Genomic DNA, 17,254 nt, shown 5'->3' on the forward strand with positions numbered 1-17,254 from the left:
ATCCCAGCGCCTCCTCCCCCACGGTGCACCACGAGGGAGGACGCGCTCCGGTGAGGGAGGACGACGTCGGGGCGCCGGGGTAACCGCGCGGCGACGGCGTCGTTGGGACAGGGCGCACACCGTCGTGCTCCCGCCTGGAGGGCCCATGCGCCGCTCGTCCCGCCGTCTCCCCCGCCGCCTCGCCGGTGCCCTGAGCGGGGCGGTCGTCGTCGCCGCGCTGACGGCGCCGTCGGCCTCGGCCGCGCCCCCCGAGGCACTGGCACCGGTCCAGGACTTCCTGGCCGACCAGCTCGCCGGCCTCGCCGCCGGGGTCCCGACGACGGTGCTGGTGCACGGCACCGACATCGCCGCCGCGCGCTCGGCGGTCGAGGCTTCCGGCCTGGTCCCGGTCACCGAGTTCGAGAAGATCGGCGTAGTCGTGGCCTCCGGCACCGCCGACCGCGTGGAGCAGGCCCGCCGGCAGCCCGGCGTCACCTACCTCGAGGGCAACGCCCCGATCGAGTTCGCGCAGGAGACCTCGAACACCGCCACCCGCGGCGCCGAGGCCGTGGCCACGCTGACCGGCGCCGACGGTAGCCCGCTCGACGGCAGCGGCGTCTCGGTCGCGGTCATCGACTCCGGCGTCGACTCGAACCACCCCTACCTCCGCGACCCCGACGGCAGCAGCGCCGTCGTCGCCAGCCTGAAGAGCCTGTGCCTGGTCGAGGCGACGCCGACGACGGACTGCGTCGTCCCGGTGCCGACCGTGCTGGACACCGACACGCTCTCCCTCGGCGGGCACGGCACGCACGTGAGCGGCATCGTGGCCGGCCGGCCGACGACGCTGTCGGACGGCGCGCGGCTGCAGGGCGCCGCCCCCGGCGCGAGCCTGGTCAGCATCTCCACCGGCGCGGTGCTGCTCATCGTGGGCGCCGACTCCGCGCTGAACTGGGTGCTGGAGAACCACGAGGCGCCGTGCGGCGCGGGCGTCTCCCCCGAGGTGTGCCCGCCGATCAAGGTGACCAACAACAGCTACGGCCCGACCGGCGGTGGCGCGTTCGACCCGAACTCCGCGACCGTCAAGCTGCAGCGAGCGCTGGCCGCCGAGGGCGTGGTCACGGTCTGGGCCGCGGGCAACGACGGCGGCGACGGCTCGGCCTCGCTCACCAACCCGCCCGGCCAGGACCCGACCGGCGGCATCCTCTCGGTCGCCTCCTACTCCGACCAGGAGACCGGCACCCAGGACGGCGCCGTCAGCGAGTTCTCCTCCCGCGGCGCGGCCGCCGACCCCTCCACCTGGCCCGACCTCTCGGCCCCTGGCGACACGATCACCTCGGCCTGCCGGCCCTACCTGCCGATCTGCGCCACCGGCCTGGACTTCCGCAACGGGCCCGGCCTGCTCGACCTGGGCACGTTCAACACGATCAGCGGGACGTCGATGGCCGCTCCGCACATCGCCGGCATCGTCGCCCAGCTCTTCCAGGCCGACCCGACGGCCACGCCCGCCGAGATCGAGGCGGCCCTCACCGGCACCGCGCACCGCTTCGGCGACGGCGCGCCCTACGTGTCGGTCGGTGGCCGCACCACCTCCTACGACAAGGGCGCCGGCCTGGTCGACGTCGTCGCCGCCGTCGCCCGCCTGACCGGGAGCTGAACTCGCCGGGAAAACCCCAGGGGCGGAGATGGCCATTTCCGCCCCGGGGGTGTTCCACGTGGAACGGTCGCGTGATCTTGCTCTCGGAGGGGCGTGAAGGGCGCCGAGCGGGTTAGATCGTTCTGCATGTGCGGCCTGTGCGGAGAGATCACCTTCGACGGAACGACGGCGGACACGACCGCCGTCGCACGCATGGTGGAGGCGCTGGTCCCGCGCGGACCGGACGGCCAGGGTTCGTGGAGCAACGGCCGGGTCGCGTTCGGGCACCGCCGGCTGTCGGTCATCGACCTCTCCACCTGCGGCTCGCAGCCGATGGTCGACAACGAGCTCGGCCTGACCGCCGTCTTCAACGGCTGCATCTACGACTACCAGGAGCTGCGGGCCGAGCTCGAGGGCCACGGCTACCGCTTCTTCTCGCACAGCGACACCGAGGTGATCCTCAAGGGCTACCACCACTGGGGCCCCGACGTCGTCTCGCACCTGCACGGCATGTTCGCGTTCGTCATCGCCGAGCGGGACACCGGCCGCGTGGTCATGGCCCGCGACCGGCTGGGCATCAAGCCGCTCTACCTGGCCGAGACGCCGGGCAAGCGGCTGCGGTTCGCCTCCACGCTGCCGGCGCTGCTCAAGGCCGGGGACGTCGACACGAGCATCGACCCGGTCGCGCTGCACCACTACCTGACCTGGCACGCCGTCGTCCCGGCGCCGCGGACCATCCTCAACGGCGTCCGCAAGCTCCCGCCGGCGACGCTGCGGATCATCGAGGCCGACGGGACGAGCACCGAACGCCGCTACTGGAACGCCACCTACGAGCGCCGCGCCGAGCACGCGACCTGGTCCGCCCGCGACTGGGAGGACGCCATCGAGGAGGCGCTCCGGGTGGCCGTGCGCCGGCGCCTGGTCGCCGACATCCCGGTGGGCGTGCTGCTCTCCGGTGGCCTGGACTCCAGCCTGATCGTCGGCCTGCTCGCGCAGGAGGGGCAGACGGGCCTGGCCACCTACTCGATCGGCTTCGAGTCAGTCGGCGGGCACGAGGGCGACGAGTTCGCCTACTCCGACGTCATCGCCGAGCACTTCGGCACCGACCACCACCGCATCCGCGTGGGCGCCGACGAGCTCGCCGGCGCGCTGGGCCACGCCATCGGCGCGATGGCCGAGCCGATGGTCAGCCACGACGTCGTCGCCTTCGACCTGCTCAGCGAGCGGGTGTCCCAGACGATCAAGGTGGTGCAGTCCGGGCAGGGGGCCGACGAGGTCTTCGCCGGCTACCACTGGTACCCGCCGCTGGCCGGTGTCGGCCGCGAGCAGGCCGTGCAGACTTACGCGAAGGCCTTCTTCGACCGCGACCACGCGCAGATGCGCGGCGTCGTCTCCGACCGGTACGCCCTGGCCGAGGACCCGAGCCTGGCCTTCGTGCGCGCGCACATGGAGGCGGCCGGGGCGGAGACGGCGGTGGACGCCGCGCTGCGGCTGGACAGCGAGATCATGCTGGTCGACGACCCGGTCAAGCGCGTCGACAACATGTCCATGGCCTGGGGCCTGGAGGCCCGGGTGCCCTTCCTGGACCACGACCTGGTGGAGCTGGCGGCGTTGTGCCCGCCGGAGCTCAAGCTGGCCGACGGCGGCAAGGGCGTGCTCAAGGCGATCGGCCGCCGGATCATCCCGCCGGAGGTCATCGACCGGCCCAAGGGCTACTTCCCGGTCCCCTCGATCACCCACCTCGAGGGCAAGGTGCTCGGCCTGGTCCGCGACGCGCTCACCAGCGACGCGGCCCGCGACCGCGGCCTGTTCCGCGACGAGTACGTCCGCGAGCTGCTCGCCGACCCCAACGGGGAACTGACCCCGCTGCGCGGCAACAAGCTCTGGCCAGCTGGGCCTGCTCGAGCTGTGGCTGCAGAGCCACGTGGTCTGAGGTGTCCGGCATGACCCGCCTCGCCGGCCACCGGCGCCGCACCCCGGTCAGCACCCCGCCCATGACCGACCGGTCGTGGCGCGAGCCCTCGGAGCACCAGCGCCAGGGCATGCGGGCCGACGTCGTCCTCGACATGGGCTGGGGCCGGCTCGTGATGGGGCAGACCTTCGGCGACCTGCGCGGCATCGTCGACGCCCTGCGCGCGGAGGAGAGCGGCGAGCGGGACATCTGCATCTACCCGCGGGACCCGCACGTGCTGGTCGGACTCGCCCCCGACGAGCTGTTCATCGACCCGAGCTACACCTACCGGCTGGACCTGCACCGCTACCGGCCGCGCCCCGAGCTGATCCGCGACGTCTTCGTCCGGACTGCGACCTCCCGCGCGGACATGGACGCGATCAACGAGATCTACGCGCTCAACGGCATGGTCGTCGGGGAGTCCGACGTCATGTGGTCCAACCACCGGACCCGCGCCTTCACGTACCTGGTCGCCGAGGACCAGCGCACCGGCCGCGTCATAGGCACGGTCACCGGCGTCGACCACGCCCTGGCCTTCGACGACCCCGAGGCCGGCACCAGCCTGTGGTGCCTCGCCGTCCACAACCAGGATGCCCCGCCCGGCACCGGCGAGGCGCTGGTGCGGGTGCTCGCCGAGCGGTACGTCGGCCGCAGCCGCGCTTACCTGGACCTCTCGGTCATGCACGACAACGAGGCCGCGATCCGGCTCTACCGCAAGCTCGGCTTCTCGCGGGTCTCCGCGGTCTGCGTCAAGCGCAAGAACCCGATCAACACGCCGCTGTTCGCCGCCCGGCCCCCGGGCCTGGAGGAGCTCAACCCGTACGCGCTGATCATCGCCGAGGAGGCGCTGCGCCGCGGCATCCGCGTCGAGGTGACCGACGCCGAGTGGGGCGAGCTGCGGCTGTCGGTCGGCGGGCGGACCGTCGTCACCCGTGAGTCGCTGTCGGAGTTCACCACCGCGGTGGCGATGAGCCGCTGCGACGACAAGCGGGTGACCCGCCGGATCATGGAGCGCGCCGGTGTGCGCGTCGCCCGCGGCGCGCTGGCCTGCGACGGCGAGCTGGACGACGCGCTGGCCCTGGTGGCCGACGTGGGCGCCGTCGTCGTCAAGCCGGCGCGGGGCGAGCAGGGCCGCGGGATCACCGTCGGGGTGGAGGACGAGGAGGCGCTGCGCCGCGCCGTCGACCACGCCCTGCAGTTCTGCCCCGACGTCCTGGTCGAGGAGCTCGTGCCCGGCCAGGACCTGCGGGTGCTGGTCATCGACCGGGCGGTCGTGGCGGCCGCCGTCCGCCGTCCCGCCGAGGTCATCGGCGACGGCCGCAGCACGGTCACCGAGCTGATTCGGGCCACCAGCCGCCGGCGCGAGCGGGCAACGGGCGGTGAGTCGCGCATCCCGCTGGACGCCACGACCACCGAGGTGGTCGCGGCGGCCGGGTACGGGATGGACGACGTCCCCCCGAACGGGGAGCGCATTCAGGTGCGGCGCACGGCGAACCTGCACACCGGCGGCACGATCGACGACGTCACCGACCAGCTGCACCCGGAGGTCGCCGCCGCCGCCGTCCGCGCCGCCGAGGCGCTGGGCATCCCGGTGACCGGCATCGACTTCCTGGTGCCCGACGTCGCCGGGCGGGACTACGTCTTCATCGAGGCCAACGAGCGCCCGGGCCTGGCCAACCACGAGCCGCAGCCGACGGCGGCGAGGTTCGTGGACCTGCTGTTCCCCGAGACCCGCCGCCGCTGACGCCCGTCGCTGGGATCAGGTGACCTGATCGTCGAGCGTCCTCCCTCGCGGTGCGCGGTGAGGGAGGACGCTCGGCGGGAAGGGAGGACGCCGCTCAGAGACCGAGCTCGGCGCGGATCTCGTCACTGTGCTGGCCGGCGCGCGGAACGGAGCCCACCGAGCCGGGGGTCGCCGAGAACCGGGGGGCGACGGCGGGGCTGCACGGTGCCGTCGACCTCGACGAACACCTCCCGCTCGCGGTTGTGCTCGTCCTGCGTGGCCTCGAGCAGCGACCACACCGGCGCGACGCAGGCGTCGGTGCCGGAGAAGACCTGCCACCACTCGTCGCGGGTCCGGCTCGCGAACAGCTCGGTGAACCGCTCGCGAAGCGCCGGCCACTGCTCGGGCTTGTACCGGTCGGGGAAGGACTCGTCACCGGCCACGCCCAGGCCCTGGAGGAGGGCGGCGTAGAACTGCGGTTCGAGCGCGCCGACGGCGAGGAACTGGCCGTCCGCGCAGCGGTAGACGTCGTAGAACGGCGCGCCGGTGTCGAGCAGGTTGACGCCCCGCTCGTCCTGCCACCCGCCGGTGGAGAGCATCCCGTGGATCATCGTGGTGAGGACGGCGGTGCCGTCGACGATCGCGGCGTCGACGACCTGGCCGGTCCCGGTGGCCCGGGCGTGCAGCAGCGCGGCCACCGCGCCGAGGGCGAGGAACACGCCGCCGCCGCCGAAGTCGCCGAGCAGGTTGATCGGCGGCGCCGGGCGCTCGTCGGGGCGCCCGCTGGCACCCAGGGCGCCGGTGAGGGCGATGTAGCCGATGTCGTGGCCGGCGCTGTGCGACAGCGGGCCGGTCTGGCCCCACCCGGTCATCCGGCCGTAGACCAGCGCCGGGTTCTCCGCGAGCAGCGCGTCGGGGCCCAGGCCCAGCCGCTCCATGACGCCGGGGCGGAAGCCCTCGAGCAGCACGTCGGCGCGCCGCACCAGCGCGCGGACGACCTCGAGGTCGGCCGGGTCCTTGAGGTCCAGGGCGATCGAGCGCTTGCCGCGGTCCAGCAGCGAGGTCGCGCCGAGGCCTCCCCCGCCGCCCTTGCGGTCGATGCGGATCACGTCGGCGCCGAGGTCGGCCAGCAGCATGCCGCAGAACGGCCCCGGCCCCAGTCCGGCGAACTCCACCACGCGTACACCCGAGAGCGGACCCACGCCCATCTCCTCTGCGCCCCGGGGCCACGCCGTCGTGCCCCCACCTCGGTGGCATGCTGCCCGATGTCGGTCCAGGTGTGGTGACGGGGGGCACAGTGGGCGCCTACGTCGCCGCCGCGCTCGGGGGCGCCCTGGGTGCCCTGGCCCGCTGGGGGGTCGCCGAGGCGCTCCCCCACGAGCCGGCCGCGTGGCCGTGGGCCACGCTGCTGGTCAACCTGGTCGGCTGCCTGGTCCTCGGCGTGCTCGTCGGCCGGCTCTTCACCCGCACCGCGAACCCGCCGTGGCTGCGCCCGTTCCTCGGCACCGGTGTGCTGGGCGGCTTCACCACCTACTCGGCCTTCGCGGTGGAGACGGTGCAGCTGACCGAGGCGGGGCGCCCGGCGCTGGCCGCGGGGTACGTCGTCCTGTCCGTCGCCGGCGGCGTCGCCGCCGCGGGGCTGGGTGCGGTGGCCGGCCGGGCGCTGACGCGCCGTGCCCCGACGACGACGGCCCCGACGACGACGGCCCCGACGACGACGGAGCCACCCCGATGACGCCGCTGCTCGTCGTCCTGGGCGCGATGGCAGGGGCACCCCTGCGGCTGCTCGCCGAGCGGGTCGCGACCGCCCGCCGCGGCCCGGGGTCGGTCGCGGGGACGGCGGTGGTCAACGTCGCCGGCAGCGCCGTCCTCGGTCTCCTGCTCGGGCTGGCCGACGCCCCCTCCTGGCTGACGGCTCTGGTCGGCGTCGGCTTCTGCGGCACCCTCACCACGTTCTCCACGTTCGGTGCCGACGTCGTCCGGCTCGGCGAGCAGCGGCGACCCGGACCGCTGGTCGCCTACCTCGCCGGCACGCTGGTGCTCGGCATCGGCGCGGCGGCGGCCGCGTACGGGGCCGCCGGCCTGCTCTGACCGCCGCCTGTCGGTAGGGTTCCCCTCGGTATGACCGATCCCTCAGGAGAACAGGTCGGGGCCGAGAGCCCCGTCGTCGTCGTCGCCAACCGCCTCCCCGTCGACCAGGTCACCGACCCCGACGTGCAGCACCCGCTGGCAGCGCAGCCCGGGCGGGCTGGTGACCGCGCTGGAGCCCTTCGTGGCCGGCCGGGGCGGCGCCTGGGTCGGCTGGTCGGGCTCGGCGGGCGAGGCGCCCGAGCCCTTCGAGTCCGGCGGCATGTCGCTGATCCCGATCCCCCTCACCGAGGACGAGGTCGACCGCTACTACGAGGGCATGTCCAACGCCTCGCTGTGGCCGCTGTACCACGACGTGGTCGAGAAGCCGGAGTACCACCGCGCCTGGTGGGACACCTACGTGCAGGTCAACAAGCGCTTCGCGGAGCGGACGGCGGAGATCGCCGCGGAGAACGCGGTCGTCTGGGTGCACGACTACCAGCTGCAGCTGGTGCCGGCGATGCTCCGGCAGCAGCGGCCCGACCTCACCATCGGCTTCTTCCTGCACATCCCGTTCCCGCCCTACGAGCTGTTCACCCAGCTGCCGTGGCGCTCGGCGATCGTCGAGGGGCTGCTCGGCGCCGACCTGGTGGGCTTCCAGCGGCCGGCCGCGGCCGCGAACTTCGTCCAGCTCGCCCGCCGGCTGCACGACCTGCCCGCCCGCGGGCCGGTCGTCGAGTACGACGGCCGGACGGTCGCCGCCCGGGCGTTCCCGATCTCGATCGACGTCGCGTCCTTCGACGAGCTGGCCCGCTCCCCCGAGGTGCTCGCCCGCGCCGCGGAGATCCGCGAGGAGCTCGGCAACCCGTCCAAGATCATCCTGGGCGTGGACCGGCTGGACTACACCAAGGGCATCGGCGTCCGGCTCAACGCCTTCGAGGAGCTGCTCGAGGACGGCGCGGTCGAGGCGCCGGACACGGTCCTGGTGCAGGTGGCCACGCCCAGCCGCGAGCGCGTCGAGCACTACGTGCACATGCGCGAGACGATCGAGCAGCAGGTCGGCCACATCAACGGCGTCTTCGGCTCGATCGCCGGCCCGGCGGTGCACTACTTCAACCAGTCGATGCCCCGCGAGGAGCTGGCCGCGCTGTACCGCGCCGCCGACGTCATGCTCGTGACGCCCTACCGCGACGGCATGAACCTGGTCGCCAAGGAGTACGTCGCCGCCCGCGGGGACCTCGGCGGCGCCCTGGTGCTGTCGGAGTTCGCCGGCGCCGCCGCCGAGCTCAAGCAGGCTTTCCTGGTCAACCCGCACGACATCGCCGGCGTGAAGAGCCAGCTCCTGCGTGCGCTGCGCATGGAGCCCGCCGAGGGCGCCAAGCGGATGCGGGCCATGCGACGGCACCTGGCGAAGAACGACCTGGACCGCTGGGCGAGCTCGTTCTTCCAGGCGCTCCACGACCAGGCCGACGGTCAGCCGACCGGCCGCTCGATCGGGCGGGAGTCCGCGCCCTTGTCGAACGGCCGGGGCGGAGCCCAGGGGTGAGCGGCCTCCCCGACGGACTGGCCGCGGCGCTGCGGGGGTTCGCCGCCCGGCGGCCGCTGCTGGTGGCCAGCGACTACGACGGCGTGCTGGCGCCGCTGGTCGACGTCCCGTCGGAGGCCGTGCCGCAGCCCGGCGCCGCCGAGGCGCTGGCCCGGCTCGCCGCGGCCCCGGGCGTGACGGTCGCGCTGGTCAGCGGGCGCGGGCTGGCCGACCTGCAACGCACCAGCGGGCTGACCGGGGAGCTGCGCTGGATCGGCAGCCACGGCGCCGAGTTCGACGGCCCGCTGACCGGGGAGCTCGCCGAGCGGCGCGACGCCCTCGCCGCCCGCTTCGCGGACCTGGTGGCGGGCACGCCCGGGGCGCGGCTCGAGGTGAAGCCCGCGGCCGTCGCCGTCCACGTGCGGCAGGTGACCGACCGCCCGGCCGCGGCCGCGCTGCTGGCGGCCGCGGGTGCACTCGTGGATCCGTCACTGACGGTGAAGCCGGGCAAGGACGTGCTCGAGGTCGCCGTCACCGACGCCGACAAGGGCTCGGCGCTGCGCCGCCTGGCCGCGGAGCTCGGCGCCGCCGGCGTCCTCTACCTCGGGGACGACGTCACCGACGAGGACGCCTTCCGGGCGCTCGGCGCGGACGACGTGACGGTCAAGATCGGCGAGGGGGTCACCGCGGCCGCGCACCGGGTCCCCGACCCCGCCGCCGCGGTGCAGCTGCTGGAGTTCCTGGCCGACGCACTGGCCTGACCAGCGCTTCCTGCACCATTCCGCCGAACCCGGCGACCATTCCGGCAAGTCGACACATGGTCATTCCGGGGACGGTGACCACGGCCCGTCGTCACGATTGGGAAATCGGGCTCGAATGGTCTGGTGGAAATGTGGGCGGAGTCACCACACTTTCGCGCACCGACCCGGCCGCCCGGCCGTTTCCTCCGCTCCCCCGAAGGTGTGCCATGACGACTCCCGCCCCGCCCCGCGCCGCCCGGCGCACCGGCTGGTTCGCCGACCGCCCGCTGGCCGTGAAGTTCGGGGTGCTCATCGGCGTCGTCGTGCTGGCCCTGGCCGGGCTGGTCGGCGCGGCCCTCCTGGGCAACGCCGCCGTCCGTGACGGGAGCTCGGAGCTCGCGCACCTCAACGAGGCGGGCGAGCTGGTGCTGCAGCTCGACACCCGCGCCAGCGAGCTCAAGGTGGACGGCTTCAAGGCCGCCGTCCGGCCCGACCCCGAGGCCCAGCTCGAGGAGCTCGCCGAGGACATCGCCACCCCCGAGGCGCTGCTGGCCGAGCTCGCGCAGGTGCCGCTGACCGGGGACGCCGCCGCCGCGGTCGACGGGCTGGCCACGAGCTACGAGGCCTACACCGACGCGATCACCCTCTTCGTGAACGGTGCGATCGTCGACCAGGCGGCCGCCCGGCTCGCCTGGGAGGACATCCAGACGGCCAACGACCTGACCGACAGCGCCGTCGGGACGGCGAAGGACGCGCTGCTCGCCGAGAGCGCCGAGGCGCAGGTGCGCCTCGACGACGCGATCGCCCGCTCGCAGCTGACCTCGCTCGCCGTGGCCGGCGTCGGCCTGCTGGTGGTCCTCGGCATCAGCCGGCTGACGATGCGCTCGGTGACCCGGCCGGTGCAGGCGGTCCAGCGCTCGCTGCGGGCGCTGGCCGCCGGCGACCTGACCGTCGGGACCGGCGTGACGTCGAAGGACGAGCTGGGCCGGATGGCCGCCGACCTGGACGCCGCCCAGGCGGCGCTGCGCGAGGTGATGGCCGGTGTGGCCGGGTCCGCCCAGGCCGTGGCGGCGTCGTCGGAGGAGCTGTCGGCGTCCTCGGCGCAGATCTCGGCGTCGGCCGAGGAGACCAGCACGCAGTCGGGCGTGGTCTCCACCGCGGCCGAGGAGGTCTCCCGCAGCGTGGAGACCGTGGCCGCCGGTGCCGAGCAGATGGGCGCCTCGATCCGGGAGATCGCCAGCAACGCCGCCGAGGCCAGCCAGGTCGCCGCCCGCGCGGTCAGCGCCGCGGAGCACACGACGGCCACCGTGGCCAGGCTCGGCGAGTCGTCGGTGGAGATCGGCAACGTCGTGAAGGTGATCACGAGCATCGCGGAGCAGACCAACCTGCTGGCGCTCAACGCGACCATCGAGGCCGCGCGGGCCGGCGAGGCGGGCAAGGGCTTCGCCGTCGTCGCCAACGAGGTCAAGGAGCTGGCGCAGGAGACGGCGAAGGCGACCGAGGACATCGCGCGCCGGGTGAACGCCATCCAGGGCGACACCACCGCGGCGGTGGCGGCGATCGAGGAGATCAGCACGATCGTCGCTCAGATCTCCGACCGGCAGACCACGATCGCCTCGGCGGTGGAAGAGCAGACGGCGACGACGAACGAGATGAGCCGCTCGGTGCAGGAGGCGGCCTCCGGATCGGGGCAGATCGCGGAGAACATCGTCAGCGTCTCCACGGCGGCGGACTCCACCACCCAGGCGCTCGCCCAGACGCGCACGGCGGTCGACGAGCTCTCCCGGATGGCGTCGGACCTGCGCACGACGGTCGGCCGGTTCACCTACTGATGCCGCCCGCCGATCGGCGCACCTGCTGATCGGTTCGACTGCTGATCCGTTTCTACTGCAGAGCACCCGGTCACCGCATTCCCGTTGTCGACAAAGGGACGACGGGAATGCGGTGACCGACCATTCTGCGCCGTGTTCTCCGACACGCCTGAGGCGCGTGTGAATCCGGACCATCCAGTGCCACATCCTGTGCTCGGACGCATTTCGCGTCATTCAGAGAGCGGCTCCCATCCCGCCGCTGCAGCGCCGAGCGAGGAATACCGACATGTCGAAGGCACGAAGCGAGCGGTTCCGCGAGAACGGTCCCCCGCGCCACTGGTACCGGGACCGCGGCATCGCGACCCGCATCTTCGCGATCAGCGCCGCGCTGATGATGGGCACGCTCGCGGCCACCGTGGCGGGCATCCACGGGACGCAGCGGGTGGGCGAGCTGCACGAGCAGGCGACGGCGGCGGTCGGGGTCCAGCGGACCGTCGAGGCGGCCCGGTACGACCTGCTCTGGGCGGCCAACTGGCAGAACATCACCGCCTGGAACGCCCGGGTGGTCGGCGGCCCGACGGCTGCCGCGCCGGGCGGGGACAACCTGGCCAACTACCGCGACGGCGCCGAGGGCTTCGAGCGGCTGTTCGACATCGACCGGGCCGAGCTGGACGCGCAGGCCGAGGCCAGCCTCGACGTCATCCAGGAGAACTGGACGGCGATGAGCGGCTACAACGAGCAGATCTTCGCGCTGTGGGCGCAGGGCCGGCTCGACGAGGGCGACGCGCTGTCCACCGGCGACAAGTGGGACGTCTTCTACGTCCTGGACCAGGCGATGACCGAGCTGGTCGACTCGGTCGACGCCCGGGTGGCGAGCACCGAGGCCGAGGTCGTCGACGCCAAGCGGGAGACCGTGCTGCTGTCGGTCGTCGTCTCGCTCGTCGCCTTCGTGCTCGGCGGCGGCCTGGCGTTCGCCGTCTCGCGCGGCATCGTGCGCGGCGTGCGCGAGGTGCAGGGCGGCCTGGAGCGCCTCGCAGCCCGCGACCTCACGGTGCGGATGCCGGTCCGTGGTCACGACGAGGTGGGCCAGATGACGGCGGCGCTCAACACCGCCGCCGACGCCATGTCCTCGACGATGGGCGAGATCGTGGCCGCCGCGGGTGCCGTGGCCGCCTCGTCGGAGGAGCTCTCCGCGTCCGCCGCCCAGATCTCCGCCGGTGCCCAGGAGACCAGCGCGCAGTCCGGTGTCGTGGCCGGCGCTGCCGAGGAGGTCAGCCGCAGCGTGGAGACCGTTGCTGCGGGCGCGGAGCAGATGGGTGCGAGCATCCGGGAGATCGCCAGCAACGCCGCGGAGGCCTCGGAGGTCGCCGGCCGGGCGGTGCTCGCCGCGGAGCGGACGACGGCCACGGTCGCCAAGCTGGGTGAGTCCTCGGTGGAGATCGGCAACGTCGTGAAGGTGATCACCAGCATCGCCGAGCAGACCAACCTGCTCGCCCTGAACGCCACGATCGAGGCGGCACGGGCCGGCGAGGCGGGCAAGGGCTTCGCCGTGGTCGCGAACGAGGTCAAGGAGCTGGCCCAGGAGACGGCGAAGGCGACCGAGGACATCGCCCGCCGGGTGCTGGCCATCCAGGGGGACACCACCGCTGCGGTGAGCGCCATCGAGGAGATCAGCAGCATCGTCGCGCAGATCTCCGACCGGCAGACCACCATCGCCTCGGCGGTGGAGGAGCAGACGGCGACGACCAACGAGATGTCGCGCTCGGTGCAGGAGGCGGCCTCGGGTTCGGGACAGATCGCGGAGAACATCACCGGGGTCAGCGCCGCCGCGGACTCCACCAACCAGGCGTTGAGCCAGACCCGCATCGCCGTCGACGAGCTGTCGCGGATGGCGGCCGACCTGCGCACCTCCGTCGGGCGGTTCAGCTACTGATCCCGGCGGCCTGCGGCCGCGACCCAGCCGAGAGCGCACGGCCTCCGGGCCGTGCGCTCTCCGCATTCCCGGGGACCGCGTGTCGACATGGGGAGAACGGTGAATCGGTAGCGCGTCGACAATTGTCGACTTCGTTGCCGAATCGTGTCGAGGAATCGTGTTCCGACACGCACCGGAATGGTTACGGCAACCATTTCCTGCCCTCTAGGTTCTGCCCGGAGCCGGCACCTCCCGGCACTTCCCACTCGTTCGACGACGGGTCGGGCAACCCTTGCGAGTGCGGAACGGAAGCGTGTGGCAATGGCGATGGCGAAGGGCAGGAGCGCCCGGAGGGGTCTCACGGACCTGTCGATCTCGAGCAAGATCCTGGCCTCGGTGGCCGTCGCCGTCGTGGCCGGCACGTCGGTCGGCGCCGTCGGCATCGTCTCGCTGGACGCCGCGGCGGACAACGCCGCGGACAGCTACGAGCAGAGCACCCGCGGCCTGGTCGAGGTCGGCGAGATGCGCGCCCAGCTGCTGACGCTGCAGCTGGACCAGGCGATGGCCTACCTGCAGCCCAGCGCCGAGCTGAAGAGCCAGTACTCGACGTCGTCCGCGGCCGCGGGCGTCGCGGTGGGTGACGCCGTGCAGCGCTACCTCGAGACCGACCCCACCCCGGCGCAGCGCGCGACGGCGCAGGACGTCGTCGACACCTACGCCACGTACACCAACCTGAACGACCAGCTCCTGCGGACCACCGACCAGGAGCTCATGGGCAGCCTCTACGCCCAGACGCAGCCGCTGATCCCCGAGATCGGCACGGGCATCGACGCCCTGCTGGCCTCCGAGACGGCGGAGGCCGAGGCAGCCGCCGACGCCGCGGCCGACACCGCATCTTCGGCGCGCGTGCTCCTGATCGCCGTGATGGCGGCCGGCTCGTTGCTGGCCCTGGGGCTCGGCTGGCTGGTGGCGCGGGCGATCCGGCGCACCCTGCTCGCCGTCCAGCACGTCGCCGAGGGCTTCGCCGCCGGTGACCTCACCCGCAGCACCGGCGTCGACCAGCGCGACGAGCTCGGCCGCACGGCCGCCGCTCTGGACGCCGCGCAGGTGGAGCTGCGCTCGGTCATGTCCGCCGTCGTCGCGTCGGCGGACGCCGTGGCCGCCAGCTCGGAGGAGCTGTCGGCGTCGTCGGCGCAGATCTCGGCCTCGGCGGAGGAGACCAGCGCCCAGTCCGGCGTGGTTTCCGGCGCTGCGGACGAGGTGAGCCGCAACGTGCAGACCGTGGCCGCGGGCGCGGAGCAGATGGGCGCGAGCATCCGGGAGATCGCGTCCAACGCCGCGGAGGCCTCGGAGGTCGCCGGCCGGGCGGTGCTCGCCGCGGAGCGGACGACGGCCACGGTCGCCAAGCTGGGCGAGTCGTCGGTGGAGATCGGCAACGTGGTGAAGGTGATCACGAGCATCGCCGAGCAGACGAACCTGCTCGCCCTGAACGCCACGATCGAGGCCGCGCGGGCCGGCGAGGCGGGCAAGGGCTTCGCGGTGGTCGCGAACGAGGTGAAGGAGCTGGCGCAGGAGACGGCGAAGGCGACGGAGGACATCGCCCGCCGGGTGCTGGCCATCCAGGGGGACACCACCGCTGCGGTGAGCGCCATCGAGGAGATCAGCAGCATCGTCGCGCAGATCTCCGACCGGCAGACCACCATCGCCTCGGCGGTGGAGGAGCAGACGGCGACGACCAACGAGATGTCGCGCTCGGTGCAGGAGGCGGCCTCGGGGTCGGGGCAGATCGCGGAGAACATCACCGGGGTCAGCGCCGCCGCGGACTCCACCAACCAGGCGTTGAGCCAGACCCGCGTCGCCGTCGACGAGCTGTCGCGGATGGCGGCCGACCTGCGCACCTCCGTGGGACGGTTCAGCTACTGACCGGCCTCTGAGCTCCTCCGACGTACCATCCGCGACGGGGTGGCGGCCCGCACCGGCCGCCACCCCGTCGTCGTCGTGACGGGTGTCGACAAACGGTCGCGCACAATGCGGTCACGGGCCATTTTCTGCGTCGTTGCGGCACTCGGTGCCACGCGGGGCTCACGATCGGACGGAATGGCGCGGCGGCCCGCCGCGCCGGTGCCGACCGAGGCGGTCGGTGCCACCCGTACGACGAAGGACGGCAGCACCCATGCGCACCACCCCCCGATCGATGGCCGACCGCTGGGCCGACCGGTCCGTCGCCACCAAGGTGCTGACGGCGGTGAGCGTCGGCACGCTGGTCGCGATCCTCATCGGCGTGCTGGGCATCGCCTCGCTGAGCTCGGCCGCGCAGCGAACCGAGGTCATGTACGAGGCCAATGTTCAGGGCGTCTCGAATGCCGCGGCCCTGCGCAACGCCCTGCAGAACGTGCGGCTGGCCAGCCGGGACGCCGCCCTCGCGATCGATCCCGCGACCGCCATGAACGAGCTGGAGGCCGTGCCCGGCTACGTGAGCCGGTTCGACGAGGTGCTCGCCGACTACCGCGCCGGCGCGGCGTCGACCGAGACCGCGGCGCTGCTCGACGACGTGGAGGCCGGCTTCGACGAGTACGTCGCCGGGATGGACACCGTCGCGGCGCTCCTGCAGGCGCAGGACCTGCCTGGCTGGCGGCAGTACAACGGCACCGTCCTCAAGCCGGTCTCCGACCGCGTGCAGGCCAGCGCGCAGGCGCTGCTCGACCTCGAGCGCGCCGAGGCCGCCGATGCGGCGACCGCGGGCCGCGACGAGGCAGGTTCGGCCCGGACCCTCTCCGTGGTCGTCATGGCCGTCGGTGCGGTCGTCGCCTTCGGTCTCGGCCTGGTCGTCGCCCGGGGAATCGCCCGCAACGTGCGACGCGTCCAGGACGTGGCGACGGCGCTGGCCGACGGCGACCTGACCCGCACCAGCGGTCTCGCCTCCGAGGACGAGCTCGGGCGCATGGGGCAGGCGCTGGACACGGCCGTGGGGTCGCTGCGCGAGGTCATGGCCGGTGTGGTCGGTTCGGCCGACGCGGTCGCGGCGTCGTCGGAGGAGCTGTCGGCGTCGTCGGCGCAGATCGCCGCCGGTGCGGAGGAGACCTCGGCCCAGGCGGGGGTCGTCTCCGGCGCCGCCGAGGAGGTGTCCCGCAACGTGCAGACCGTGGCCGCCGGTGCGGAGCAGATGGGTGCGTCGATCCGCGAGATCGCGTCCAACGCCGCGGAGGCCAGTGACGTGGCCGCCCGCGCGGTGGTCGCGGCGGAGACGACCACCGCCACCGTGGCCAAGTTGGGCGAGTCCTCGGCGGAGATCGGCAACGTGGTGAAGGTCATCACCTCGATCGCCGAGCAGACCAACCTGCTGGCGCTGAACGCGACGATCGAGGCGGCGCGGGCCGGTGAGGCGGGCAAGGGCTTCGCCGTGGTCGCCAACGAGGTGAAGGAGCTGGCGCAGGAGACGGCGAAGGCGACCGAGGACATCGCCCGCCGGGTGCAGTCGATCCAGGGCGACACGACGGCGGCGGTGGCCGCGATCGAGGAGATCAGCACGATCGTGGCGCAGATCTCCGACCGGCAGACCGCGATCGCCTCGGCGGTGGAGGAGCAGACGGCGACCACCAACGAGATGTCGCGCTCGGTGCAGGAGGCCGCGGCCGGCTCGGGCCAGATCGCGGAGAACATCACCGGCGTCTCCACGGCGGCGGACTCGACCACGCAGGCGCTGACCCAGACGCGGACGGCGGTGGACGAGCTCTCCCGGATGGCCGCCGACCTGCGCACCACGGTGGGCCGCTTCACCTACTGAACCGCGCGGGAGGGGTGACGACGAATGGGTCGCCACCCCTCCCGTCGCACCATTCCGTACACCGATCGACCGGTGACGGGAATGGCTGCTTGTCGACATCCGCGAGGAGGTCGCCGACCTTTCTCCGGC

Annotated in this window: 13 protein-coding genes; 11 read left to right on the forward strand and 2 right to left on the reverse strand. The window is 73.3% G+C overall.

Annotation, left to right across the window (positions count from 1 at the left end; translation table 11 throughout):
- The first annotated feature begins 145 nt into the window (after window positions 1–145).
- The 3 genes from JKP75_RS19485 (at window position 146) to ngg (ending at window position 5,307) form a co-directional block, all read left to right on the forward strand.
- Window positions 146–1,633 carry a S8 family serine peptidase gene (locus tag JKP75_RS19485; protein ID WP_200489852.1) on the forward strand — a complete coding sequence of 496 codons (1,488 nt, stop codon included), beginning with the start codon at window positions 146–148 and terminating at the stop codon, window positions 1,631–1,633.
- Between the two features lie 93 nt (window positions 1,634–1,726).
- Entirely contained in the window at window positions 1,727–3,559 is a 1,833-nt protein-coding gene (locus JKP75_RS19490; RefSeq protein WP_309230059.1) for an N-acetylglutaminylglutamine amidotransferase, read from the forward strand.
- The gene (gene ngg, locus JKP75_RS19495) at window positions 3,556–5,307 is read left to right on the forward strand and encodes an N-acetylglutaminylglutamine synthetase (RefSeq protein ID WP_200489853.1); all 1,752 of its coding nucleotides are present in this window, start codon (window positions 3,556–3,558) and stop codon (window positions 5,305–5,307) included. Before JKP75_RS19490 ends, ngg begins: the two co-directional genes overlap by 4 nt.
- Before the next feature lie 122 nt (window positions 5,308–5,429).
- On the opposite strand, the gene JKP75_RS19500 is transcribed toward ngg, so the two are convergent.
- Window positions 5,430–6,488, reverse strand: a complete 1,059-nt coding sequence (locus JKP75_RS19500) for a CaiB/BaiF CoA-transferase family protein (RefSeq protein ID WP_309230060.1) — start codon at window positions 6,486–6,488, stop codon at window positions 5,430–5,432.
- 80 nt (window positions 6,489–6,568) lie between these two features.
- Between JKP75_RS19500 and crcB the strand changes: the two genes are divergently transcribed.
- Window positions 6,569–7,021 carry a fluoride efflux transporter CrcB gene (gene crcB, locus JKP75_RS19505; RefSeq protein WP_309230061.1) on the forward strand — a complete coding sequence of 151 codons (453 nt, stop codon included), beginning with the start codon at window positions 6,569–6,571 and terminating at the stop codon, window positions 7,019–7,021.
- On the forward strand, window positions 7,018–7,377 hold the full coding sequence (locus tag JKP75_RS19510) for a CrcB family protein (RefSeq protein WP_200489856.1): 360 nt from the start codon (window positions 7,018–7,020) through the stop codon (window positions 7,375–7,377). Before crcB ends, JKP75_RS19510 begins: the two co-directional genes overlap by 4 nt.
- 42 nt (window positions 7,378–7,419) lie before the next feature.
- Here JKP75_RS19510 and JKP75_RS23530 read toward each other — a convergent pair whose 3' ends face one another.
- Window positions 7,420–7,638 (reverse strand): hypothetical protein, encoded by a 219-nt coding sequence (locus tag JKP75_RS23530; RefSeq protein ID WP_304504694.1) that lies wholly within the window; start codon window positions 7,636–7,638, stop codon window positions 7,420–7,422.
- On the opposite strand from JKP75_RS23530, the gene JKP75_RS19515 reads away from it, so the two are divergent.
- From JKP75_RS19515 to JKP75_RS19540, 6 genes are all read left to right on the forward strand, one after another.
- Window positions 7,538–8,899, forward strand: a complete 1,362-nt coding sequence (locus JKP75_RS19515; RefSeq protein ID WP_309230062.1) for a trehalose-6-phosphate synthase — start codon at window positions 7,538–7,540, stop codon at window positions 8,897–8,899. The two genes, JKP75_RS23530 and JKP75_RS19515, sit on opposite strands and share 101 nt — an antisense overlap.
- Window positions 8,896–9,639 (forward strand): trehalose-phosphatase, encoded by a 744-nt coding sequence (otsB, locus tag JKP75_RS19520; RefSeq protein WP_200489857.1) that lies wholly within the window; start codon window positions 8,896–8,898, stop codon window positions 9,637–9,639. The genes JKP75_RS19515 and otsB overlap by 4 nt, the downstream gene beginning before the upstream one ends.
- A 206-nt stretch (window positions 9,640–9,845) precedes the next feature.
- Complete coding sequence (locus JKP75_RS19525; protein ID WP_200489858.1) at window positions 9,846–11,450, forward strand: methyl-accepting chemotaxis protein; 1,605 nt, start codon at window positions 9,846–9,848, stop codon at window positions 11,448–11,450.
- A gap of 265 nt (window positions 11,451–11,715) precedes the next feature.
- Window positions 11,716–13,362 carry a methyl-accepting chemotaxis protein gene (locus JKP75_RS19530; RefSeq protein ID WP_242471191.1) on the forward strand — a complete coding sequence of 549 codons (1,647 nt, stop codon included), beginning with the start codon at window positions 11,716–11,718 and terminating at the stop codon, window positions 13,360–13,362.
- Between the two features lie 300 nt (window positions 13,363–13,662).
- Window positions 13,663–15,264 carry a methyl-accepting chemotaxis protein gene (locus tag JKP75_RS19535; protein WP_200489859.1) on the forward strand — a complete coding sequence of 534 codons (1,602 nt, stop codon included), beginning with the start codon at window positions 13,663–13,665 and terminating at the stop codon, window positions 15,262–15,264.
- Between the two features lie 250 nt (window positions 15,265–15,514).
- A complete protein-coding gene (locus JKP75_RS19540) occupies window positions 15,515–17,125 on the forward strand; it encodes a methyl-accepting chemotaxis protein (RefSeq protein WP_200489860.1) in 1,611 nt (536 codons plus the stop codon).
- Window positions 17,126–17,254: the final 129 nt, after the last annotated feature.

The sequence above is a fragment of the Blastococcus sp. TML/M2B genome, assembly GCF_016612865.1.
Taxonomy (GTDB): Bacteria; Actinomycetota; Actinomycetes; order Mycobacteriales; family Geodermatophilaceae; genus Blastococcus.